This window comes from Halorubrum sp. B52 (assembly GCF_059752555.1).
Map to the genome: position 1 here is coordinate 221360 of NZ_MWTG01000008.1, position 22451 is coordinate 243810.

General features: G+C 69.8%; 22 protein-coding genes. 11 read left to right on the plus strand and 11 right to left on the minus strand.

Going from position 1 to position 22451, the window contains the following annotated elements; all coding sequences use genetic code 11:
- Positions 1–38: 38 nt before the first annotated feature.
- The 4 genes from B4V04_RS06875 to gatB all read right to left on the minus strand — a co-directional run bounded on the left by B4V04_RS06875 (position 39) and on the right by gatB (position 2851).
- Positions 39–488 carry a hypothetical protein gene (locus B4V04_RS06875; protein WP_498230325.1) on the minus strand — a complete coding sequence of 150 codons (450 nt, stop codon included), beginning with the start codon at positions 486–488 and terminating at the stop codon, positions 39–41.
- A gap of 78 nt (positions 489–566) precedes the next feature.
- A complete protein-coding gene (locus B4V04_RS06880) occupies positions 567–1085 on the minus strand; it encodes a GNAT family N-acetyltransferase (RefSeq protein WP_498230326.1) in 519 nt (172 codons plus the stop codon).
- Positions 1082–1300: a ubiquitin-like small modifier protein SAMP2 gene (gene samp2 / locus B4V04_RS06885; RefSeq protein ID WP_498230328.1), complete on the minus strand. Its 219-nt coding sequence runs from the start codon at positions 1298–1300 to the stop codon at positions 1082–1084. The genes B4V04_RS06880 and samp2 overlap by 4 nt, the downstream gene beginning before the upstream one ends.
- 63 nt (positions 1301–1363) lie before the next feature.
- Positions 1364–2851, minus strand: coding sequence for an Asp-tRNA(Asn)/Glu-tRNA(Gln) amidotransferase subunit GatB (gatB, locus tag B4V04_RS06890; RefSeq protein ID WP_498230330.1), 1488 nt, complete (start codon positions 2849–2851; stop codon positions 1364–1366).
- Between the two features lie 596 nt (positions 2852–3447).
- Here gatB and B4V04_RS06895 point away from each other — a divergent pair.
- Both B4V04_RS06895 and B4V04_RS06900 read left to right on the plus strand, forming a co-directional pair.
- Positions 3448–4143: a phosphoribosyltransferase gene (locus tag B4V04_RS06895; protein ID WP_498230332.1), complete on the plus strand. Its 696-nt coding sequence runs from the start codon at positions 3448–3450 to the stop codon at positions 4141–4143.
- 9 nt (positions 4144–4152) lie between these two features.
- Positions 4153–4788: an HD domain-containing protein gene (locus tag B4V04_RS06900; RefSeq protein WP_498230334.1), complete on the plus strand. Its 636-nt coding sequence runs from the start codon at positions 4153–4155 to the stop codon at positions 4786–4788.
- Between the two features lie 10 nt (positions 4789–4798).
- Here the strand turns inward: B4V04_RS06900 and B4V04_RS06905 are convergent, their stop codons facing one another.
- The 3 genes from B4V04_RS06905 to B4V04_RS06915 all read right to left on the minus strand — a co-directional run bounded on the left by B4V04_RS06905 (position 4799) and on the right by B4V04_RS06915 (position 7125).
- Entirely contained in the window at positions 4799–5608 is an 810-nt protein-coding gene (locus tag B4V04_RS06905; protein ID WP_498230336.1) for a nucleoside phosphorylase, read from the minus strand.
- A gap of 38 nt (positions 5609–5646) precedes the next feature.
- The gene (locus tag B4V04_RS06910; RefSeq protein ID WP_498230338.1) at positions 5647–6252 is read right to left on the minus strand and encodes a class I SAM-dependent methyltransferase; all 606 of its coding nucleotides are present in this window, start codon (positions 6250–6252) and stop codon (positions 5647–5649) included.
- Positions 6253–6390: 138 nt separating this feature from the next.
- Positions 6391–7125 carry a helix-turn-helix domain-containing protein gene (locus B4V04_RS06915; protein WP_498230339.1) on the minus strand — a complete coding sequence of 245 codons (735 nt, stop codon included), beginning with the start codon at positions 7123–7125 and terminating at the stop codon, positions 6391–6393.
- Between the two features lie 88 nt (positions 7126–7213).
- Between B4V04_RS06915 and B4V04_RS06920 the strand changes: the two genes are divergently transcribed.
- The 4 genes from B4V04_RS06920 (at position 7214) to B4V04_RS06935 (ending at position 11632) form a co-directional block, all read left to right on the plus strand.
- Positions 7214–8326 (plus strand): MBL fold metallo-hydrolase, encoded by a 1113-nt coding sequence (locus tag B4V04_RS06920; protein ID WP_498230340.1) that lies wholly within the window; start codon positions 7214–7216, stop codon positions 8324–8326.
- Positions 8327–8329: 3 nt separating this feature from the next.
- On the plus strand, positions 8330–9619 hold the full coding sequence (locus B4V04_RS06925; protein WP_498230341.1) for an MFS transporter: 1290 nt from the start codon (positions 8330–8332) through the stop codon (positions 9617–9619).
- Positions 9620–9772: 153 nt separating this feature from the next.
- A complete protein-coding gene (locus B4V04_RS06930; RefSeq protein ID WP_498230342.1) occupies positions 9773–11182 on the plus strand; it encodes an FAD-dependent oxidoreductase in 1410 nt (469 codons plus the stop codon).
- Positions 11183–11368: 186 nt separating this feature from the next.
- Entirely contained in the window at positions 11369–11632 is a 264-nt protein-coding gene (locus B4V04_RS06935; protein ID WP_144799668.1) for a hypothetical protein, read from the plus strand.
- Positions 11633–11859: 227 nt separating this feature from the next.
- Here B4V04_RS06935 and B4V04_RS06940 read toward each other — a convergent pair whose 3' ends face one another.
- Entirely contained in the window at positions 11860–13302 is a 1443-nt protein-coding gene (locus B4V04_RS06940; protein WP_498230344.1) for an HD domain-containing protein, read from the minus strand.
- A gap of 110 nt (positions 13303–13412) precedes the next feature.
- On the opposite strand from B4V04_RS06940, the gene B4V04_RS06945 reads away from it, so the two are divergent.
- From B4V04_RS06945 to mtnP, 4 genes are all read left to right on the plus strand, one after another.
- Entirely contained in the window at positions 13413–13622 is a 210-nt protein-coding gene (locus B4V04_RS06945; RefSeq protein WP_498230346.1) for a hypothetical protein, read from the plus strand.
- Positions 13622–14617 carry a YeiH family protein gene (locus tag B4V04_RS06950; protein WP_498230348.1) on the plus strand — a complete coding sequence of 332 codons (996 nt, stop codon included), beginning with the start codon at positions 13622–13624 and terminating at the stop codon, positions 14615–14617. The genes B4V04_RS06945 and B4V04_RS06950 overlap by 1 nt, the downstream gene beginning before the upstream one ends.
- A gap of 153 nt (positions 14618–14770) precedes the next feature.
- Positions 14771–15232: an SRPBCC family protein gene (locus B4V04_RS06955; RefSeq protein WP_498230350.1), complete on the plus strand. Its 462-nt coding sequence runs from the start codon at positions 14771–14773 to the stop codon at positions 15230–15232.
- A gap of 93 nt (positions 15233–15325) precedes the next feature.
- The gene (mtnP, locus tag B4V04_RS06960) at positions 15326–16192 is read left to right on the plus strand and encodes an S-methyl-5'-thioadenosine phosphorylase (protein WP_498230351.1); all 867 of its coding nucleotides are present in this window, start codon (positions 15326–15328) and stop codon (positions 16190–16192) included.
- 365 nt (positions 16193–16557) lie between these two features.
- Here mtnP and B4V04_RS06965 read toward each other — a convergent pair whose 3' ends face one another.
- The 3 genes from B4V04_RS06965 to B4V04_RS06975 are packed head-to-tail and all read right to left on the minus strand — an operon-like array spanning position 16558 to position 21586.
- Positions 16558–17553, minus strand: coding sequence for a segregation/condensation protein A (locus B4V04_RS06965; protein WP_498230353.1), 996 nt, complete (start codon positions 17551–17553; stop codon positions 16558–16560).
- Positions 17546–21127 (minus strand): chromosome segregation protein SMC, encoded by a 3582-nt coding sequence (smc, locus tag B4V04_RS06970; RefSeq protein ID WP_498230354.1) that lies wholly within the window; start codon positions 21125–21127, stop codon positions 17546–17548. The genes B4V04_RS06965 and smc overlap by 8 nt, the downstream gene beginning before the upstream one ends.
- A 24-nt stretch (positions 21128–21151) precedes the next feature.
- The gene (locus tag B4V04_RS06975; RefSeq protein WP_498230355.1) at positions 21152–21586 is read right to left on the minus strand and encodes a DUF7518 family protein; all 435 of its coding nucleotides are present in this window, start codon (positions 21584–21586) and stop codon (positions 21152–21154) included.
- A gap of 181 nt (positions 21587–21767) precedes the next feature.
- On the opposite strand from B4V04_RS06975, the gene B4V04_RS06980 reads away from it, so the two are divergent.
- Positions 21768–22361: a double zinc ribbon domain-containing protein gene (locus tag B4V04_RS06980; RefSeq protein WP_498230356.1), complete on the plus strand. Its 594-nt coding sequence runs from the start codon at positions 21768–21770 to the stop codon at positions 22359–22361.
- Positions 22362–22451 lie beyond the last annotated feature (90 nt).

Here is a 22451-nt window from a genome sequence, read left to right on the forward strand (position 1 = left end):
CGGATGCCGGGTCTCCCGCCGACGGACGAGGGGTCCGGTCACTCGTTCGAGCGTCGCAGCCACGACACCGCCCGTCGAACGCGGGACGCGACCGCGGCCAGCGGTCGCCGTCCGGCGGGCTCCGCCGACGCGGCAGACTCCGTGTCGGGCGAGCGACCGGGCTCCGATCGGTCCGCGACGATCGTCTCGTAGCTGTCGATGACCTGCTGCCGCTGCCGTTCCTCCGACTCGACGGCGCGTTCGAGCGCTTCCACCTCCGCCTCGAGCGCCTCCATCTCGGCCGTGAGCGCCTCCACCTGCTCGTCGAGCGCTTCGCGCTCGGCCGCGAGCGCGGCGATGCGGACGCGGTGGTGATAGCCGGGCCTGGGGTCGCTCTCCGAGCGAGCGCCCGCGGACGCGCTCGCGCGGGGCTGACGACCGTCTTCGGGGTCGAACCCCTCGACGTCGGTCCCACCGGACGTCTCGGATGCGCCGGATGTAGAGGGCATTTGAGCAAGAGATGTGTACACATACCACGTAGAAAAAGGTCAGTCAGCCGGGAGTCGGACGCACCGCTTGCGGGCGGTTCACGTCGGTTCGATCCCGTTCACCGACACCCGCCCCGCGAGGCGGTCCGATCCCCGGTCCGCGGCGTCGCCCGCGGCGTCGACGGGCCGGACCGCGAATCCGAGCCCCTCGTAGAAATCCCGGAGACCGGCCTCGAACGCCGCCGTGACGGCCGACGCCTCGGCGTCGCGCTCGGCGCGCCGAACCGCCGCGGCGACGAGTGCGGAGCCGACCCCCCGACCGCGACGCGCCCGCCGGACGGCCACGGCGTCGACGTGGAGCCGCCCCGGCTCGGGACGCGTCGCGACCAGCGCGCCGACGACCGCGCCCGTCCGTTCGAATCTGGCGACCAGCGCGTCGTCGGCGTCGATCGCGGCGTCGACCGTCTCGGCCTCCGTCTCCAGCATCGCGGCGTCGAGCACGCGGAGGACGTCGAGCCGGTCGTCGGGGTCGGCGGGCTCGATCGCGAACCCGTCGGGGGCCGTCGACGCGGCGTCGCCCGGGTCGTCCGCACCGCACGGGTCGCGCTCCCCGCTCACGCGCCGCCGTCCGTCGCGCCGCCCTTTATGAGTCGGAGCAGTCGGACCTCGTCGGCGTCGACGACGCGGTCGCCCGGGACCGGCGAGCCGTCGACGAGGACCGACGCCTCCTGCGGGTGGTAGCCCGCCTCGCGGATGAGGTCGTCGTAGGTCGCGTCGTCGGCGAGGACGACCTCGCGGGTCCCCTCGCCGACGACCTCGACGGCGACGTTCATCGACGAGGACGCTCGAGAGGGGCGTTCATCGACGGAGCGCCTCGGCGGTACCGGTCACGCGTCTCACCCGTCCAGCCGCTCGCGGAGCAGCCCGTTCACCTCGCCGGGGTCGGCGCTGCCGCCCGTCTCCTGCATCACCTGACCGACGAGGAAGTTGATCGCGCCCTCGTCACCGTCGTGGTAGTCGGCGACCGCGTCCGGGTTGTCGTCGATCGCGGCGTCGACGGCGGTCTCGACCTCTCCCGATTCGGCGACGCCGAGCCCCTCGCGTTCGATGACCGTCTCGGGGTCCTCGCCCGCGTCGAGCATCTCGCGCAGGACGACCTCCTCGGCGTTCTTCACGGTGAGCTCCTCGGCGTCGACCAGCTCGATCAGGCGCTTGAACTCGTCGAGGCGGTCCTCGACGTCCGTGATCTGCATCTCGCGGTAGTTGAGCTCGCCGAGCAGGTTGTCGGCGACCCACGTCGCGGCGAGGTCGGGGTCGAACGACTCGGCGACGTCCTCGAAGAAGTCGGCGACCGCCTTCGTCGAGGTGAGCTTCGAGGCGGACTCGCGGTCGAGCCCGTACTCCTCGCGGAAGCGCTCGCGGCGGGCGTCCGGCAGCTCCGGGATCGGAATCCGCGCCTTCCAGTCCGACACCTCCAGCGCGGGGAGGTCCGCCTCTCGGAAGTAGCGGTAGTCCTTCTCGGCCTCCTTCGAGCGCATCGAGACGGTGACCCCGCGCGCCTCGTCCCAGTGGCGGGTCTCCTGTTCGATCTCGCGGCCGCGCCGGAGCACGTTCTCCTGGCGGGTGACCTCGTACGCGAGCGCCTGCTCGGCGCCCTTGTGGCTGGAGATGTTCTTCACCTCCGCGCGGTTCACCTCCGCGAGGGCGTCGTCGGTGATCGCCCCGTCGTCGGCGACCTGTCCCTCCGGGACGAGGGAGACGTTGGCGTCGACGCGCAGGCTCCCGTCGCGGGTCGGATCGAAGACGCCGAGGTACTCGAGGACCTCCTCCAGCTTCGCGAGGAACGCTCGGGTCTCCGCGGGCGACCGGAAGTCCGGCTCGGTGACGATCTCCATCAGGGGCGTCCCGGCGCGGTTGTAGTTCACGAGGGTGTGCGTGGCGCTCTCGATGGAGCCGCCGGCGTGCTGGAGGCTTCCGGGGTCCTCCTCTAAGTGCGCCCGAGTGATCCCGATGGTCCGGGGCTCGCTGTCGACGCGCACCTCGAGCTCCCCCGACTGGCAGATCGGGGCGTCGTACTGGGTGAGCTGGAAGTTCTTCGGCAGGTCGGGGTAGTAGTAGTTCTTCCGGTGGAACGTCGTCGTCTCGGGGATGTCGGCGTCGATCGCCTTCCCTACCTTCACGGCGGCCTCGACGGCGCCCTCGTTGAGGACCGGCAGCGCGCCCGGAAGGCCGAGGCAGGTCGGACACGTGCGCGTGTTCGGCTCCTCGTCCTCCTCGGGCTCCGTCGAACAGCCGCAGAAGATCTTCGTGTCGGTCTCGAGCTGGACGTGGACCTCCAGCCCGATCACGACCGTCCGCTCCTCCGTCGCGGCCTGAGTGCTCATTACCGTCCCGTTGCGGGCGGGTCACCTAAATCGTGTCGGGACCGATACGACGTCGATTCGGAGGCTCGTTCGTGTGGTTCTCGACTGTGTGTCGTAACTGCCGCTGAGGCGGTGACCGGTTTCAAAGCCCCAGCCGGGAGGCGGGCGCAGGCGACGTAAGCACTGGAAGGAGCGAGCACCGCGAGCGACTGAAGCGCGTGGTTCGAGACGCCGAAGGCGTCTCGTCATCACGAAAGGCGCTTCGCGCCTTTCGAACGACAGCGAGCGTGCGCCCGCCTCCCTGCTGCCCCTTTGAGTCCCACCCGCACCGCTCCGCACGGCACCGCACCTCACGCCTCCCCAGCCTCGTCGCCGGGCTATGCGCCGGCTGCCAGAGGCGCGAAGCGCCTCGCTGTCGCTCGGTCGGGGCTCCCGCCGGTCGCCCGCTCCCTCGCGACTCCCTCGCGCGTGCTCCTCGCGGCCGCCGAGGGCGGCCACTCGGCGGCACGCGCCACCGCAGCGTTTTCCGAGTGAACCCCGCCGCGGTGCTCGCCTCGCTCTCCCCGTCGGCAGCGTTGCTAAACCCTTATGAGCGCGCGGGTGGGAAGAACGGGCGTATGAGCAACCTCCCGGACGACTTCGACTGCACCCTCACCAACTGGGAGTACATCTACGGGCTCTGCCGCAACGTCTCGAACGCGGTGAAACGGGCCGACTTCGAGCCGGACATGGTCGTCGCGCTGGCCCGCGGGGGCTGGTTCGCGGGGCGGTGCGTCTGCGACTTCCTCGGGCTCAACGACCTGACGAGCCTCAAGATGGAACACTACGTCGGGACCGCCGAGAAGAGCGGCGAGCCCCAGATCCGCTACCCGATGCCGGAGGGGAGCGTCGAGGGGAAGAACGTCCTGATCATCGACGACATCGCGGACACCGGCGGCTCGATCCGCCGCGCCGAGGAGTACGTTCGGGACCGCGACGCCGCCGAGATCCGCACCGCGACGCTCCAGCTGCTCGGCACCTCCGAGTTCCAGCCGGACTTCGTCGGCGAGCGGCTCGAGCAGTGGACGTGGGTCGTCTACCCGTGGAACTTCCTCGAGGACATGATCGACCTCACCGAGGGGGCGATGGAGCGCGCCGATCAAGACGCCTTCGACCGCGAGGATGTCCGCCACTACCTCGAGGAGTACCACAGCATCGGCCGCATCGAGATGGAGGTCGCCCAGCCCGGCCGCCTCGACGAGGTGCTCGACGAGATGGTCCGCCGCGACGTGGCCGTCGCCGCCGGGGACGACGCCTGGCGACTCGCCGAGTAGCCGCCAGCGATGCCGGGAGACGACCCGAAATCCGATCCCGACCCCGCGATCGACGCCCTCCTCGACGCCTACGCGCTCAAAGACGAGCGGCGCACGGGCTGGCAGCTCCGCGGCGTCGACGACCCCGAGTCGGTCGCCGCGCACGCGTGGGGGGTCGCCTACCTCGTCTTAGCGCTCGGCGACCGGTTCCGCGAGGACCTCCCCGGGCTCGACCTCGACCGCGCGCTCCGGCTCGCCGTGGTCCACGACGTCGCCGAGGCGGAGACGGGCGACGTCGCGACGCGCGCCGACTCGACCGCGGACCCGGTGGACCGGGTCGCGAAGGAGGCCGCGGAGCGCGAAGCGATGGCCGACCTCGCCGGACCGCTCCCCGACCGCGTCCGCGACGCGTGGGAGGCGTACGAGGCCCGCGACTCGCCGGAGGCCGTGCTCGTCAAGGAGTGCGACCTCCTCGACGTCTGCCTGCAGGCGGTGATCTACGAGTGCGACGCCCGGTACGACCCCGCTGCCGGCGAGCCGGACGCCTTCCGCGAGTACGACGACCTCGACGAGTTCTTCGCGACGACCGAACCCCGGCTGCGGACCGACACCGGGCGGACGCTGTTCGCCCGGCTCCGCGAACGGTACCGGGCCGCTCGCGGCTGAACCGGAGCGCTCAGTCCGAGGCGCGCCAGGCGGCCGCGGCCGCGTCGATCACCTCCAGGGCGTCTCGGCTGCCGTCCGCCTCCCCCTTCTCGAAGTCCTCCTCGGTCTGCCCCATCTGGTTGGTCACGTGCGCGAAGCAGACGACCGGCCGGTCCCGAGCCTCCGCGAACGCGTATAGCGCCGCCGCCTCCATCTCCACCGCGAGGACCCCCTCGGATCGGGCGCGTTCGATCGCGGTCTCCGTCTCCCGGAAGGGGGCGTCCGTCGTCCACGTCGCGCCCGCGTACACCGGCCGCGACACCGATTCGCACGCCCGCTCGACCGAGTCTCGGAGGTCGGGACCGAGGCGCGCGTACCGACCCGACGACCGGTAGTGATGGCTCGTCCCCTCGTCCCGGAGCGCGCGCTCGATGAGCACGAAGTAGGGCGGGTCCTCCCTCGGGACGATCCGCCCCGAGGAGGTGACGCTCACGAGGAGCTCGCAGCCGGCGGCGAACAGCTGCTCCGCGACGAGGACGGCGAACGAGGCCCCAACGGCGCGCCCCACGATCCCGAACTCCTCGCCGCCCCGTTCGAACCGATAGAGATCGGTGTGGTAGCCGGGCCACGTCTCGTCCTCCCGCGCCGCGCCCGTGGCCGCCAACTGGCGGACGACGTCCCCGTCCGGGTCGAGCACGCAGATCTCCGGGACCGGTCGTTCAGGGAGGTCCTTCTGCCGTCGGGCGTTCTCCATGAGGGCCTCCGGTGCGAAGACGGACGGCTCGTCGAACGCCTTCGCCTCGAAGAGCGGGGACGCGTCCGAGTCGGACGGGTCGGTCATGTACCGGCGTTCGCGGAACCGACGAAAGGGTGTTGCGGTCAGTCGACCGGCTCGCCGACGACCGCCGCGATCGCCGCGGTCTCCGGGTCGCTGCTCTCGAACACCTCTTCGCCGGAGACCCCCAGGAAGTACTCCCGCTCGCCGTCGACGCGTTCCAGTATCCGCTCCGTCAGGGCCGCCGAGTCGCGGTGGACCATCCGCCGGAAGTACGAGCCCTCTCGCCGCAGGTTCGACCGGACGTACTCGGAGCGCGTGTTCAACACGAGCGCGACGAGGGTCCCGTCCGACGCGAGGACGCGGGTCGCCTCGCTCAGCGCCGCCTCGGCGTCGGGGAGGAACTCGAGCGTCGAGACGAAGACCACGGCGTCGACCGATCCGGTCGCGATCGGCAGCGCGGTCGCGTCACCGAGGACGAACGGCGCGTCGACCCGGTCCCGCGCCGTCCGGACCATCGCCGCCGACCGGTCGAGTCCGATCATATCGCGGTCGGGGACTCGCTCCTCGAGCGACCCGATGCCGCACCCGACGTCCAGCGCCCGGTCGCCCGCGGCGACGTGTCGGCGCACGTACGCCGCCTCGCGGTCCATGACGGCGCTCCCGAACTCGCTGTCGCAGAACCGGACGAAGCTCTCGACGTCGCTCACGGCGCGGCCCCCTCGGAGACGCGCGTTCGTCGACCTTCGATGCGCCGAGCGGTCGCGAGACCGCGCTCCGGTGTGGTTCTCGTAGTCATCGTGTCTTGAGGCTCCGTGTCTCGGAGGTCTCGGTGTGCTAACGGCGGACTAATCGGCGGCGCGATCGGCCCGACGGGTCTCCTCTACCTCCAGCGGGTCGCCCGTCGACGTCGCGGTGACCAGTCGCAGGTACTGTCCCGCGCTCGTGAGCAGCTTGTTCTCCGCCTTCCGGAGGTGTTCCTCGTACGTCGAGCGAGCGACGGCCGTCTGGTCGGCGAGCTCCCGCAGCGAGGTCTTCCGCGGCTGGGTGTAGTAGCCGCGCTCCAGCGCCAACTGGAGCGCCGCCAACTGTCGGTCGGTGATACCCTCGAACAGCTGGTTGGCCGGCGCCAGCATGCTGTGCGGGACCTGCTGTTCCGAGATCGAGGTCTTCGAGAGCAGTTCGATCTCCCTGTCGGCCCGCAGGTCGTCGAGCAGCTCCCGGACGTCCGCGTCGTCGAACGCGACCACCGTGTAGTGCTCCCAGCCCTGCCGGTAGATCGTCGGCGACTGATACAGGCAGTTGTGCGCCTCGAAGCGGTCGATGACGGACTCCTCGAGCGAACAGAGGCAGGACTGCGTGACGACGTGGTACCCGTCGCCGTCCTCGGACTCGTGGAGGACGGTCCCGAGCCGGTCGATGTCGTCGAGCAGCGCGTCCGTCGGGGTCGTCTCCGTCGTGATCTCGAGCACCTGGCAGTCGCTCAGCGGCCACTCGCGTATCGTGAGATCCGGGTGCCGCTCCGATATCTCCCGGTACGGACACTCGTGTTTGACCCGGACGGAGGCCTCGTACAGACTCATCGAGCGGATTTGGGCCCGCCCCGAATTAATAGTGCCGGTCATGTCCGGCAGCGGCCGTATCCCCCCGTCCGCGCTATTCAAGAGTACGATGCAGGAGCTATCGCCGGATGCGCTCGGTGAACAGCTGCGAAACGACGAGGAGGGCCCGCTCGTCCTCGACATCCGCCACGAGGCGGAGTTCGAGGAGTGGCACGTCCCGGGCAGCGTCAACGTCGACGTGTACGACGAGCTGACCGGCGACCCCGACCGCGCCAAGCCGGCGCTCTCGGAGCTCCCCGAGGGCTCGGAGATCGTCACCGTCTGCGCCGAGGGCGTCGTCTCGCAGACCGCGACGGACGTCCTCCGCGAACTGGGCTACGACGCGGTGACGCTCGCCGACGGGATGAGCGGGTGGAGCCGCGTCCACCGGCACGCCGAGGTGCCGGTCGACCTCGACGGCGCGCTCGTTCAGATCGCGCGCCCGGGAAAGGGCTGTCTCTCGCAGGTCCTCGTCTCGGACGGCGAGGCCGCCGTCTTCGACCCGTCGCACTACCTCGACGAGTACGACGCGGTCCTCGACGAGTACGACGCGGAGCTCGTCGGCGTCTTCGACACGCACGCCCACGCCGACCACGTCTCGGGCGCCGCGGCGCTCGCCGACCGCCACGGCGTCCCCTACTCCCTCCACCCGAAGGACGCGCTCGCTCTCGACGCGACGCCGATCGAGGACGGCCAGGTCGTGACCGTCGGCGGGCTCGCCGTCGAGGTCATCCACACGCCCGGACACAGCGAGGGAAGCGTCTCGTTCGACGTCGGCGGCGCGGCGCTGCTCACGGGAGACACCCTGTTCCACGACAGTGTCGGCCGCGTCGAGCTCGGCGTCGAGGCCGGCATCGAGGACTCCGACGTCGAGGGGAACGCCGCGACGCTGTACGAGAGCCTCCGGCGGCTGCTGGACCGACCGGACGACGCGGTCGTGCTCCCGGCGCACGACCCCGGTTCGCCGGAGCCGCCGGTAGCCGCGACGCTCGGCGAGGTCAAGAGCCGGAACGCGGACCTCGGTCGCGACCGCGAGGCGTTCGTCGCGGAGCTCGCGTCGGACGTCCCGGACCACCCGCCGAACTTCGAGCGCGTCAAGCGCGCGAACGTGGGCCAGGAGTCGGTTCCGGTAGACGAACTGGCCGAGCTGGAGCTGGGGCCGAACAACTGCGCGGCCGAGTGACCCATGAGCACGGCAACCGATATCAAACATGGAATCCGCGAACACCTCGGTCAGTTCTCCCTCCACGTCCTGCTCGTCTTCGCGACCGGGCTGACTATCGGGTCCGAACGCACCGTCGTCCCCGCGCTTGGTGAGGACGTCCTCGGCGTCGAGTCGTTCCTCGTGATCGGCTCGTTCGTCGTCTCCTTCGGGATCGTGAAGTCGATCCTCAACCTCTACGCCGGGAAGTGGGGCGAGGAGTACGGCCGCAAGCCCGTGCTCGTCGCCGGATGGGTCACGGCGCTCCCCCTACCGGTCATCCTCATCTTCGCCCCGAGCTGGGGCTGGATCACCGTCGGGAACGTCCTGCTGGGCGTCAACCAAGCGCTGACGTGGAGCATGGCGATCAACGCCAAGATCGACCTCGCGGGCCCCGACCAGCGCGGCCTCGCGGTCGGTATCGACGAGTCGTTCGGCTACACCGGCGTGGCCGTCGGCGCCTGGATCACGGGCGTCATCGCCAGCCGGTGGAGCCTCCGGCCGGAGCCGTTCTACTTCCTCGCGGTCGTCGTGGTACTGGCGTTCCTCATCTCGGTCTTCCTGATCAAGGAGACCGTCCAGTACGCGGAGGCCGAGGGCGACGACGACGCTCGCGACGCGAACCTCCCGTTCAAGGAGGTGGTAAAGCGGGCGACCTACGGCGACCGGACGCTGTTCGCGGCGGCGCAGGCCGGTCACATCGAGAACTTCGTCGACACGCTGTTCTGGATCGCCGTCCCGCTGTACCTGCTGAATCAGGGGCTCGGTATCGCGGCGGTCGGGGCGGTGGTCGGCGTCCACAGCGCGATGTACTTCCTGCAGATCGGCACCGGCGGGCTCGCGGACCGGATCGGCCGCCGGCCGCCGGTTATCGCCGGGATGTTCCTCGCCGGCGCGGGCGTGCTCGGGATGGTCCTCGTCGAGGGGTTCCTCCCGTGGGCCGCTCTGGCCGCCGTCTCCGGCTTGGGAATGGCGCTGCTGTATCCGAACCTGATGACCGTCCCGAGCGACGCGGCCCACCCGACCTGGCGGTCGGCCGGGATGGGGGTCTACCGGATGTGGCGCGACTCGGGTTACGCCGTCGGCGCGGTCCTGATCGGGCTCTCGATGGAGTTCGTCAGCGCCGAGGCCGCGTTCTATCTCACCGCCGTCCTGATGTTCCTCTCCGGCGCGGTCGTGTACGCCTGGATGGAGGAGACCCACCCCGAGTTCGGGACCCACGAGCCGCCCGCCCCCGCCTCGGAGCCGCCGGCCGGACCGACCGCGCAGGACTAGCTCGGCGGCGGTCTCTCTCCGACCGACGGAAAATTCGACGTTCGTCGAACCTCTAAAACGACGACCGTAGGCCTGCTATCGGCCGATTAGCCGACTGAGATAGCAAGACCGTTAACGGGTGAAATCGTTTCGAGGAGTGAGCTATCATCACGCATGTCCGAACACACTGATCTTGTCATCGTCGGCGGGGGTATCAGCGGGGCGTCGCTTTTATACGCGGTCGCGAAGTTCACCGACGTCGACGACGTCACGCTGATCGAGAAGGAGCGGGAGATCGCGGCGGTGAACTCTCACCGCACGAACAACTCCCAGACGCTCCACTTCGGGGACATCGAGACGAACTACACCTTGGAGAAGGCCGAGGAGGTCAAGGAGGGCGCGGAGCTGCTCGCGGGCTACCTCGAGGGGACCGACCCCGACCGCGAGATGCACAGCAAGCGGAGCAAGATGGTGCTCGGCGTCGGCGAGGAGGAGGCCGAGAAGCTGGAGGAGCGCTACCACGAGAACGGGTTCGGCGACCTCTTCCCGAAGCTCCGGGAGATCGGCCGCGAGGAGATCGCGGAGCTGGAGCCGAAGGTCGTCGAGGGCCGCGACCCGGACGTCGGGCTCAAGGCGCTCCAGACGCCCGACGGCTACGTCGTCGACTACGGCGCGGTCGCGAAGTCGTTCGTCGAGGACGCCCGCGCCGAGGACGGCGTCTCCGTCCACCTCGGCACCGCGGTCGAGAACGTCGACGAGGGCCCTGACGAGTTCACCGTCGAGACCGACGACGGCGACTTCGCGGCCGACGCGGTCGTCGTCGCCGCCGGCTCCCACAGCCTCCAGTTCGCCAAGGAGATGGGGTACGGCGAGGACCTGTCGCTGCTGCCGGTCGCGGGGAGCTTCTTCCTCGCCGACGACCTGCTGAACGGGAAGGTGTACACCCTCCAGATGAAGAAGCTCCCGTTCGCGGCGGTCCACGGCGACGCCGACGTCCACGACCAGGGGGTCACCCGGTTCGGCCCCACGGCGAAGCTCGTCCCGGCGCTCGAACGCGGCGAGCTCTCCACCGTGAGCGACTTCGCCGACGTGTTCGGCTTCTCCCCCGCGTCGGTCTTGAGCTACGTCAACATCCTCTCGGACCGCATCCTGTTCCCCTACGTCGTGCGCAACCTCGTGTACGACATCCCCGAGATCGGCAAGCGCGCCTTCCTGCCCGACGTCCAGAAGGTCGTGCCGAGCGTCGACGCCGGCGACATCGAGCGCGCGAAGGGGTACGGCGGCGTGCGCCCCCAGATCGTCGACACGGAGCGCAAGGAGCTCGACATGGGCGAGGCGAAGATCACCGGCGACGGGGTCCTGTTCAACATCACACCCTCGCCCGGCGCCTCGACCGCGCTGAAGAACGCGATGACCGACGTGCGGACCGTCCTCGACTTCTTCGACGCCGACCACGAGTTCGACGAGGCGGCGTTCCGCGAGGCGACGATCGAGAACTTCCCGCGCGTCGGCGACGAGGGCGCCGCGACCGACGACTCCGGGGTGGCCGACGCCGACCGCGTCCCCGCCGAAGCCGACGACTGACTCCGGACGAGAGCGCGCGCCGCGCGAAACCGGTCGGATCTCGGTCCGACACCGGCCTCCGACGAGACGCGAGGTCGCTATCCGAATTGAGCCGGATGTGACCGGCTAAAATGGGTCGAAATCGGGCTAAAATCGGCTGCAGGGCCTGCCTCCCTTTTATCCAATCACCCGCTACGACGAGTCGCGATGTTCGAAACAGACCCGCTCACGACGGCAACGCTCGCAACCGACGCGGCGCAGGTGGCCCTGCAGGCCGGTCCGCCGGCGGACGCCGCCTCGCAGGCCCCCGCGTTCGTGCAGGAGATCCTCGCCGAGGTCGGCTCCGCCGCCGGCGACGCGGCCGGCGGCATCGGCGAGACGATCAGCGGCCTGACCCCCGGCGGAAGCGACGCGGCCGAGGGCGCGGGCGAGGCCGCCGGCGCTGCCGCGGGGAACGCCCCCGGTCGATAACGGCCGCTTTCCTGACCGTTCGGGTTCCTCCTCACTGACACCGCTCCCCCCGTTGACCTCGTTCGGCCTTCCCCCCGTTGACACCGTTCGGCCTTCCCCCCGTTGACCTCGTTCGGCCTTCCCCCCGTTGACACCGTTTACCGACTCGCCCTCGCGCCGGTCGCGACGTTCCCTCCCCGTCGTTCGAGCGATTATTTAACCCGGGAGATCGACGGCTCCGGACCGGGTCACGCTCGCGTCGCTTCGCCGACCTCCCGCTCGAACGCCTCCCGGAGGACGCGGATCGCCCGTCGCTTCGTCCCGTCGGGGACGAACACGAAGGGGATCGGCACGTCGAACGCGCGGTCGCCGTACAACCCCCAGTCGCCCACCGAGCGCGTCGTTCCGCCGTAGGCGATGGGGATGTCCTCCAGCTCGTCGGGGTCGTACGCGGGCACGTACGAGCGATCGATCCACACCTCGTGGACCGGCACGTCGAGCGCGTCGGCGAGGAGCCGCTCCAGCCGGTCGTCGCCCTCGGTGAGCCACGCCGTGAACTCGTCGAGGTCGGGGGCGCGTCCCCCGCCGTCGCCCCCGGCGCCCCGACCGCCGCCGAGGTCGCCGCCGATCCGGTCGGCGAGCGCGATCCGGTGCTTCCAGCAGGTGGCCGGGAATCGCCGCCCGCGGAACCGGTCGTACATCGACGCGAGCGTCGAGTCGGGGTGGTCGCGGGCGGCGGTCCGGAGCCGTTCGAGCACCGCGTTGTCGTCCAGTTCCCGGGAGAGCACGCCGTCGACGGTCACCGGGCTCTCGCCGACCACGGCTTCGTACTCGCCGAGCAGCTCCTGGAGGAGGCGGTTGGCGTAGACGGCCTTGTGGTGTTGGGTGACCCACATGTACAGCGCGATCCGGCCCTCGAGGTAGTTGCCGATGGTCGAGAGCGCCTTCTCGGTGAGCGCCAGCCCCGCCTCGGGGTGGGCGGTGTAGGCGTCGACCATGCGGTCGACGTCGAAGCTCAACACGCCCGCGCCGGTCATGCGGTTGTCGCGGGTGATGTAGTCGAGCCGGTCGACGTCGATGGGGGAGTGGAGCAGCTGCGCGCCGACCCCGTACTGCCAGGGCGCGCCGCGCTCGTACGCGAGGCTGTAGCCGAGGACGTACGCGCACACCTCGAACGGGTCGACGTCGAACGAGCGCAGCGCGTCGCCGTACTCCTCGACGATGAGGACGCAGCCGAGCAGCTCGTGCGGGCTCGCCGACCGGAGCGGCGCGCCGCCGACGCCCGCCCGGTCGAAGGCGTCCACGAGCCCGGTGTCGACGATCCGCTCCCGCAAGATTCCCTCGTCGAGGAACCCCTCGGAGAGGTGCGAGAAGGGCGGGTGGCCGACGTCGTGGAGCAGGCAGGCGCACTCCAGCGTGCGCTGGATCTCCTCTAGCTCGTCGGTCGTCGCGCCCCGCGCGAAGTACGACTGCCGGCGGAGGTTCTCGAAGACGGTGCGGCCGAGGTGGTAGACGCCGAGCGAGTGCTCGAACCGCGTGTGGTTCGCCCCGGGGTAGACGAGGTGCGTCGCCGAGAGCTGGCGGACGTACCGCAGCCGCTGGAACGGGCGGGTGTCGACGACCCCGTCGACGAGCGCGTCCGGCAGCTCCACGTAGCCGTGCACCGGGTCCTTGATCTGTGTGGTCGGCATCCGCGCGTCCGTGAGACGACCGCCCGGAACCTGCCTCTTTCGGTCCCGGGCCGGGCGCCCGCGCTGCCCGAGTCCGTTCTTATAAATACCGAGCGCGCCGACCCGCTGGCATGACAGGGGACGCCGCCGACGGACCGCGCGCCGCCGGCGAGGGCGCGGGCGACGCCGGGAGTGGGACCACCGACACGGACGACGCTCGCGGCACCGGATCGCCGATCGTCGACCGATGGACCGCGCTCGACCGAGGGTGGCAGGCGCTCGCGCTCGGGCTGGGGATCGTCGCCGCTCACCTCGCGGGACAGGCCGCGGGCCTCTTCTGATGCGCGTCGTCGCCGCCGCTCGACCGTACGTCCCCGGGCTCGCGCTGCTGGCCGTCGGGGCGCTTCTCGCCCACGTCGTCGCCGGCGCGGTCGACGGGCTCCAGCCGCTCGTCGTCGCGGTCGCGCTCGGCGCGCTCGTCGGCAACGCGGTCGGGACGCCCGATCTCGCGAAACCGGGCGTCGGCGTCGACAAGCTGTTCTTAGAGACCGGGATCGTCCTGCTCGGCGCCGCCGTCGTCGTCGAGGAGTTCCTCGTCGCGGGACCGACCGTGCTCGGCATGGTCGTCGTCGCGGTCGGCGGCGGGCTCCTGCTGGCCGAACTGATCGCGCGCGCGCTCTTCCGGCTCGACGGGACCACGCCCTCGCTGCTGGCGGCGGGCGCGAGCATCTGCGGGGTCTCCGCGGTCGTCGCGATCGGGCGCGTGCTCGACGCGCGCGGGTCGGCGATCACGTTCGCGGCGGCGACCGTGCTCCTCTTCGACGCCGTCACGCTCGTCGCGTTCCCGATCGCCGGCGAGTGGCTCGGACTCACCGGCCGCCAGTTCGGCGTCTGGGCCGGCGTGAGCATGTTCTCGACCGGTCCCGTCGCGGCCGCGGGGTTCGCCCACTCGCCGGAAGCGGGCCAGTGGGCGACCGTGACGAAGCTCGCGCGCAACTCCCTGTTGGGCGGCGTCGCCGTCGCCTACTCGCTGGCGTACACGGCGCGGTCGGCGACCGAACCGGGCGTGCGCCGGCTGTGGGCGGAGTTCCCGAAGTTCCTCCTCGGCTTCCTCGCGGTCGCCGCGATCGCGAACAGCGGGCTCCTCTCGCCGGCCGTGTTGGAGTCGATCGGACGCGTGTCGGACGCGCTGTTCACGCTGGCGTTCGTCGGCCTCGGGCTCTCGATACGGGTCCGCGAGATGCGCGAGGTCGGCGGGGCCGCCGTCGGCGCGGTCCTCGTCCACCTGCTCGTCGTGAGCGCGCTCGCGCTGGCGGCGGTGCGGTGGCTGCTGTGACCGCCGTCTCGAACGTTCTCCGCGAGCAGACCGTCTCTACGCGGTGAGCGCCCGTTTAATACCTCAGAGATCCTACATATGCGAGTCGACCGAGGCGACCGCTTCGAGACGGCAGCGACCGCACCGTTCGGTTCGACGACCGAGTTGAGTAATATGACAACATTCGAGTACGAGATCGAGATCGCAGCGCCCGTCGAACGCGTCTTCGCGTTCGACAGTACCCCCGAGAACTGGCCGCGAACGATGGCCGGTCTGCGCGACTTCGAGGTGCTGAGCGAGACCGAGACCGGGGCCGAGATGCGCGCGACGTACAAGCTGCTCGGGATCGCGACCGAGATGGAGATGGAGCTGACCGTCGTCGAACCGAACGCGGAGATCGCGGTCGCGATCGACAGCGACGGGATGCGCGGCGAAACGCGCAACCGCTACGTCGCGAGCGGCGACGGGACCCGGATCCTCCATCGGACCGAGTACGAGATGGGCGACTCGCTGCGCGACCGCCTCCTCGAACCGGTCGCGAGGCGGTACAACGAGCGCCAGCTCAGGACCCATCTGGAGAACACGAGGGACCTCATCGAGGCCGAGATCGAAGCGGAGACGGCGAGCCCGGCCTGATTCGGTTCCTTCTTCGCGACGGTCCCCGCCCGCGTTCACTCCTTCTCCGCCCGCGTTCACTTCTTATAAGTAGCGAGCGGTCGGAGTCCGGGTATGAGCACCATCGGCTTCATCGGCGGCAGCGGCATCTACGAGGCGCTCCCGCTGAACGACGTGCGCGAGGTGGCGTACGACACCCCTTACGGCGAACCGAGCGACGCGATCACGATCGGGGAGTTCGCCGACACCGGCAAGGAGGTCGCCTTCCTCCCGCGACACGGCTCCGAGCACGGCGTCTCGCCCACCGACCTCCCGTACCGCGCGAACATGTACGCGCTGAAGAAGGCCGGCGTCACCCACGTCTTCGCGTCGAACGCGGTGGGGAGCCTGAAAGAGGAGTTAGCGCCCGGCACGCTCGTCGTCCCCGACCAGATCTACGACCGGACCAAGCGCCGCGACCTCTCCTTCTACGGCGACGGCGTCGTCGTCCACCAGCCGTTCGCGGACCCGTACAGCCCCGAACTCGTCGACCACCTCACCGAGGCCGCCGAGTCGGCCGCGCCCGCCGACACCGACGTCGTGGAGGGCGGCACGTACGTCTGCATCGAGGGCCCGCAGTACTCGACGCGCGCGGAGTCGGAGTTCTACAAGTCGCAGGGGTGGGACCTCGTCGGCATGACCGCGATCCCGGAGGCGAAGCTCGCCCGCGAGGCCGAGATCGCCTACGCGACGATCGCCGGCGTCACCGACTACGACGTCTGGAAGGAGGACAGCGAGGTGACGCTCGAAGAGGTGCTGGAGAACGCCGAGAAGAATCAAAAGGCGATCAAGGCCGCCGTCGAGGAGGCGGTCCGAACGCTCCCGGACGACCTGGAGTGCGACGCGCACACGTCGCTGGCGGGCACCGTCAACACCCCGACCGAGGCGATCCCGGAGGACACCCGCGAGCGCGTCGAGCCGCTGCTGGGCGACTACTTATAAACAACTCCGCTGGTGCGGTGGCGCGCGCCTGTGAGCGCCCATCGGGCGCGAACAGCGCGTGCGCGGGACGCGGCGACCGAAGGGAGCCGCAGCGAGGCGCTTCGCGCCTCTGGCAGCCGGACGTAGTCCGGCGACGAGGCTGGGGAGGTGTGAGGCTGCGGTTGCGGCGCGGTCGGGTGGGATTCAAAGGGGCAGCCGCGCTCGGCGAACCCCAGCGACGTAAGGACCGCAAGGAGGGAGCGTTAGCGACCGACTGAGGACCGCAGCGAGCTGTGGGAGCCGAGCGCGGCTGGGGCTTTGGAGGCGTTCTCCGCCGGTCTGTCAGTATTCATCTCTAAACGACAGGGTACGACCTCGAAAACGTACTAGTCCGCTATCGCTTCCGACTCTCCGGTCATCGCCGCGGGGTCTTTCACCCACAGATCGCCGAACAGGTCGTCCTGCTGGAGCCGCACCGAGCCGCGGTGGGCCATGAACAGCAGCGCGAGGTACGTCATGAAGGGGCGCCCGCCCGCGCTCTCGATCTCCCCGAACAGCACCTCCGTGCGCCCGCGGTCGAAGTGGGTCCGGAGGGCGTTGTCGATCTCCACTATCACCTCCTCGATGTCCTCGTCGTGGGTGCGGTCGGTCGCCTCGCCCGCGGTCGGCTCCCCGTCGCGCCGGAACTCGTCGCCCGTGTGGTAGTCGAGCGTCTGCGTGCCGCGGTCGTACCCGTGCGGCGACTCGGAGGTGTCGTACTCGCGCGAGTCCTTCCACCACGATCCGCGCTCGGCCTCGCGGAGCTCCCGGACCAGCTCGTCGAGCGTCTCCGGCGACCCCCGGGTGCTCTTCCGGTCGAGCCGTCGGTCCATCTCCGCCTCCAATTCGTTTACCGGGTCGAAGTCGCCGTCGGCGGGATCCGGCGCGCCGCCCTCCATGGCGACCTCCCACGGCTCCGGCTCGGGCTCCTCGTCGTCATCGTCGTCGTCGGCTAACATTCCGTCGCTCTTCATCCGCAACAGGACGCTGGCGTAGAACAGCGCGCGCCCCGTCGTCCGGAGGTCCGTCTCGTCGAGCCGCTCCAAGAAGGCGTCCGTCACCTGCACGATGTCGATGTCCCACGGCTCGATCTCGCCCTCCTCGGCGAGCTGGACGAGGAGCTCGACGGGCTCGACCTCGCCGTCCTCGCCGGGCGCTTCGGACTCCCCTCCCTCTGACTCGGTCCTATCGGTACCGTCTCCAACGTCCCGTTCCGAGTCGCTCGCGGCCGTCTCACCGCTCCCGGGCGATTCCGGCATCGCTCCGCCCCGCGACCCCCCGTCGCGCTCGCTCGTCAGGTCGAGGTCGGGGACGCCTCCCGCCGACTCCGGCGGCTCAGTCATCCGCGGTCACCTCCTCGTCGCCGTCGTCGCCGAACTGCATCCCGGTGACCGCGGAGAGGTTGTCGCCCTGCATCGTGACGCCGATGGCGCGGTCGGAGCGCTCCAACAGCGCGGAGCGGTGGCCGACGACGACGAACTGCGCGTCCGCGGCCAGCTCCTCGATCATTTCGCCGACGCGCTCGGCGTTGACCGCGTCGAGGAACGCGTCGATCTCGTCGAGCGCGTAGAACGGCGCCGGGTTGTGCCGCTGGATGGCGAAGATGAAGGAGAGGGCGGTCAGCGACTTCTCGCCGCCGCTCATCGCGTCGAGCCGCTGGACCGGCTTGTCCGCGGGCTGCGCCTTCATCGTCAACCCCTCCTCGAACGGGTCCGCGGGGTTCTCTAAGAGGAGCTCGCCGCTGCCGGCCGAGAGGCGCGCGAAGATCTCCTCGAAGTGGTCGTTGATCGACTCGAACGTCGCCATGAACGTCTCCTTCTTCGCCGCCTCGTACCCCTCGATGCGCTCCTCGATGGCGTCGCGCTCCTCGACGAGCACGTCCCGGCGCTCCTGGAGCTGATCGAGCGCCTCCTGCACCTCGTCGTACTCGTCGATCGCGAGCATGTTGACGGGCTCTAACGCCTCCATCTCGGCCTCCAGCTCCTCGATCCGGGACTCGACCTCGTCGAGGTCCGGGATCTCGTCGGCGTCGTACTCGCCGACCTGCGACTCCAGCTCGTCGATCTCCCAGTCCAGTCGGTCGCGGCGGTCGGTCAGGTCCTCGAGGTCGGACTCCGCCTCGGCGACGAGCGAGCGCTGCTCGTCGCGCTCGCGGGTCGCCGCCTTGATCTCCTCGCGGAGGTCCTCGCGGTCGGCCTTCAGCTCCGTGAGCTCCTCCTCTAAGTCGGCGATCGCCTCCTTCTTCTCCGCGAGGTCGGCCTCCCGCTCCTCGATCGCGGCCTCGTGCTCGGCGACCGCCTCCTCCGCCTCGGCCTTCCGGTTCTGCGCCTCCTCGACGGCGTCGTGGAGCTCGTCGACGGCGTCCTCGGCGTACCCCTTCTCCAACTCCAGCTCGTTCCGTCGCCCGTCGAGCGAGCTCATCCGGTCTTCCAGGTCCGCGATCTCGGCGCGGATCTCGTCGGCGCGCTCGGAGAGCTCCGGGATCTTCGAGTCGGCGAGCTCCGCCTCGATCTCCTCGATCTCGCCCTCTAACTCCGCGATCTCCGAATCGAGCTCGTCGAGCTCCCCGTCCAGATCGCTCATCTCCTCGTCGACGGACTCGCGTTCGGCCTCCAGCTCTTCGAGCTCGGTCTCCAGCTCGTCGATGCGGTCTTCGGCGTCGGACAGGTCGTCCTCGGCGCGCTCGACGTCGGCCTCCAGCGACCGGACGCGCTCGGCGGCGTCGGCCTTCCGGTCGCGCGCGTCGTCGATGTCGTCCGCGAGGTCGTCGATCTCCGCCTGCAGCGACTGGCGCTCGTCTTCCAGCCCCGATATCTCCGTCGCGAGCCGTTCGAGCTTCCCGCCGCCGGACTTCGTGAACGCGTACCGCGAACCGCCGCCGGAGCCCCCCGTCATCGCGCCGGACTTCTCGACGAGGTCGCCGTCGAGGGTGACCATCCGGTAGTCCCCCATCAGCTCGCGGGCGGTGTCCATGTCCTCGACGACGAGCGTCGAGCCGAGCACGTACGAGAACACCGAGGCGTACGCGGCGTCGTAGTCGACGAGGTTCCGCGCGAAGTCGACGACGCCCGGCAGCGAGGGCTTCCGCGGGAGGCTCCGGTCGTCCATCTCCGTGATCGGGAGGAACGTGGCCCGCCCCGCGTTCCGCCGCTTGAGGTAGTCGATACACGTCGAGCCGACGCCGTCGTCGTCGACGACGACGTTCGCGAGCCGGCCGCCGGCGGCCGTCTCACACGCCTCCGCGTACTCGGCCTCGACCGAGCCCAGCTCGCCGACCGCGCCGTGGACCCCGTCGATGCCGCCGTTCTTCACCTCCGTCACCGCGCGCGGCCAGGAGGTGTCGCCGCGCTGGTCGGCGGCCGCCTCCAGCTTGGCGTACTCGTTCTGCTTCTCGCGGAGCTCCTCCTCGACCGCCTCCAGGTCCTCGCTCTTCTCCGCCTTCTCCGCGAAGAGGTCCGCGACCGCCTCCTCGATCGTCTCCTCGTTCTTCTCGGCCTTGTCGAGCTCGCTGTGGAGCTCCGAGATCCGCGCCTTGTGCTCCGGCAGCGACTCGCGGGCCTCCTCCAGCTCGGTCCGGGCCTCGCTCACCGCGTTCGAGCGCCGGCGCGCCTCGTCGAGCAGGCGGTCCTTCTCGCGCTGCTTCTCGTTTCTCGTCTCGCGCAGCGACTCGATCGCCTCCTTCTTCTCGGCGAGCTCGGCTTTCAGCTCGTCGAACTCGGTGTCGGCGCCCTCGATCTCGGCCTCGACGTCAGCCAGCTCCGACCGCTTCGTCGCGATCTCGGACTTGACGGACGCCTTCTCGACTTTCACCTCGCGGATCTCCGATTCGAGCTCCTCGATCGTCTCCTCCTTCCGGTCGATCTGGACGAAGGCGTCGCGCCGCTCCGTCTCCGCCTCCGCGGCGCGCTCCTCGGCCGCCTCGATCTTGTCCTCCAGCCGCGAGATCTCGCCTTTCACCTCCTCGATCTCCGACCGGATCCGGATCTGCTCGTCCTCGCCTTTCGTCTCGATCTCGTGGTTGAGGTCGGCCAGATCCTCCTCTAAGCGGGTGAGCTTCCCCTGTCTCGCGTCGAGCTCCTCGCGGAGCTCCGCGAGCTCGGCCTCCGCCTCGTCGATGTCGTCCTCGACGCCGTCGAGCGCCTCGCGCTTCTCCTCTAACTCGGAGGCCTTGAGGAAGCCGCGGTACTCCTCTAACTCCTCGCGGTACTCCTGGTACTGCAGGGCGGTCTCCCGCTCGTCGGACAGCCGGTCGAGCCGGTCCCGCTTCTCGCCGATCCGGAGGTCGGCCTCGCCGATCCGGTCTTCGACCGTGTCGAGCTCCTCGTAGGCGGCCTCCTTCTTCTCGTCGAACTCGGCGACGCCGGCGATCTCGTCGATGATCCCCCGCCGCTGGTACGGGGTCATGTTGATGATCTCGGTGACGTCGCCCTGCATCACGACGTTGTACCCCTCCGGCGTCACGCCGGCGGCCGCGAGCAGGTCCTGCACGTCCGAGAGGTTCACCGAGCGCCCGTTGAGGTAGTAGTACGAGTAGTAGTTGTCCTCGGTCTCCTTCACGCGGCGCTTGATCGTGATCTCGGAGACGTCGCCGACGTTCTCCGTGCCGGCCGCGGAGACGACCTGCGACCGGTCGAGCGTCCCGTCCTCGTTCGAGAGCACCACCGTCACCGAGGCTTCGTTCGGGCCGCCGGAGCCCTCGCCGTCGTCGTGGCCGGGGTTGTAGATCAGGTCGGTGAGCTTCTTCGCTCTGATCCCGCGGGTGCGAGCCAGCCCGAGCGCGAAGAGGACCCCGTCGATGATGTTCGACTTGCCGGAGCCGTTCGGTCCCGTGACGACCGTGAAGTCGTCGTAAAAGGGGATCCTCGTCGTCCGCCCGAAGCTCTTGAACCCGTCCAGAACGACTTCAGTGATGTGCATGTGACGCGGGGATGTGGAGGCGAATTACGCGACGATGATGTCGCTGTCCGACTCCTCGTCGTCGCTCTCCGCCTCCGACCCGCCGGCCTCCGCGTCCGGCGTCGTCGCCTCCTGCTCGGGGACGACCATGTCGTCGCCGCTCTCGGCTTCGGCGTCAGCGTTCGCGTTCGTCTCCGCGTCCTCGCTGCCGGTCCGCTCGACGACCTCGACGTGGTCGTCGGAGTGCGTCCGCCGCTCGCCGTCGGACGACTCGGCCGGCTCGTCCGCGGTCGACTCCGCCGCGGCGTCGGCGGCCTCTCGCGCTTCCTCGTCCGCGGCGTCCGCCCGCACGGACACCTCCTGGGCGTCCTCGACCTGTCGGACGCGCTCCTTCATTTCGACCAGCTCCTCCGTGAGCCCGTTGACCGCCGCCTGCAGCTCCGCGACCTGTCGTTCGAGGTCCTCGACGCGGTTACTCATTATACAAACGTATGCCCACGCGGGCCGTATAAATCTGCGTCAGACACACGTGTGACCGTGTCGCATGATTTTCGCCGACCGCGGCGGCTCGGTGCGCTCGTTTCCGGGGGCTGAAACGTCTCGGAGCGATCGTCCGATATCGGGGGGAAGATACTTGTAGTGCGGTCGATATGGCGTTCGTATGAGTAAGATCACCTTCCGGGCCGACGACGATCTGGTCGAGCGGCTGGAAGCGTGTGACGCCTCCAAGAGCGAGGTGATGCGGGAGGCCCTCCGCACCCACCTCGACGACGCCGAGGAGGCGACAGCCCCCGACGCGGGGTCGACCGCCGACGAGACGGTCGACGCCGCGTTAGCCGACCGCGTCGACGACCTCATCGCGGATCGGCTCGACGCCGCGTTAGCCGACCGCCTCGGGGGGCGGTCCGTCCCGTCCGACGCGGCGTATGCGTCCGGAGGCCCGGCCGAGATCAACGTGAACGTCTCTCTCGACGCTCCTGACGCCGACGCCGCCGACGCCCGTGTGACGCGTGAGACGTCGGCGGACGCCGAGACGGAGTCGCGTAAGACGCCGCCGAAGGTGAGTGCGGGCGAAAACGCCTGCGGCGGCTGCGGAGAGAACGTCCCGGAAGACCACGTGTACTGCCCGAACTGCGGTGAAAAGCAGTCTCACCGGGCGTTCTGCGAGTGCGGTGACGAGCTTCGGACCGACTGGGCGTTCTGCCCCGGCTGCGGCCGGCGGACGCCCGCCGCAGACGTATTAAACGACAGATAATCCGGTCTCGGTCCCGTAGGGACAGGAATACGGCGCCTCCGGTGGTTGTCTTACAACCGCCGATAGTTTTATAATGGTAGCCTCGGTGTT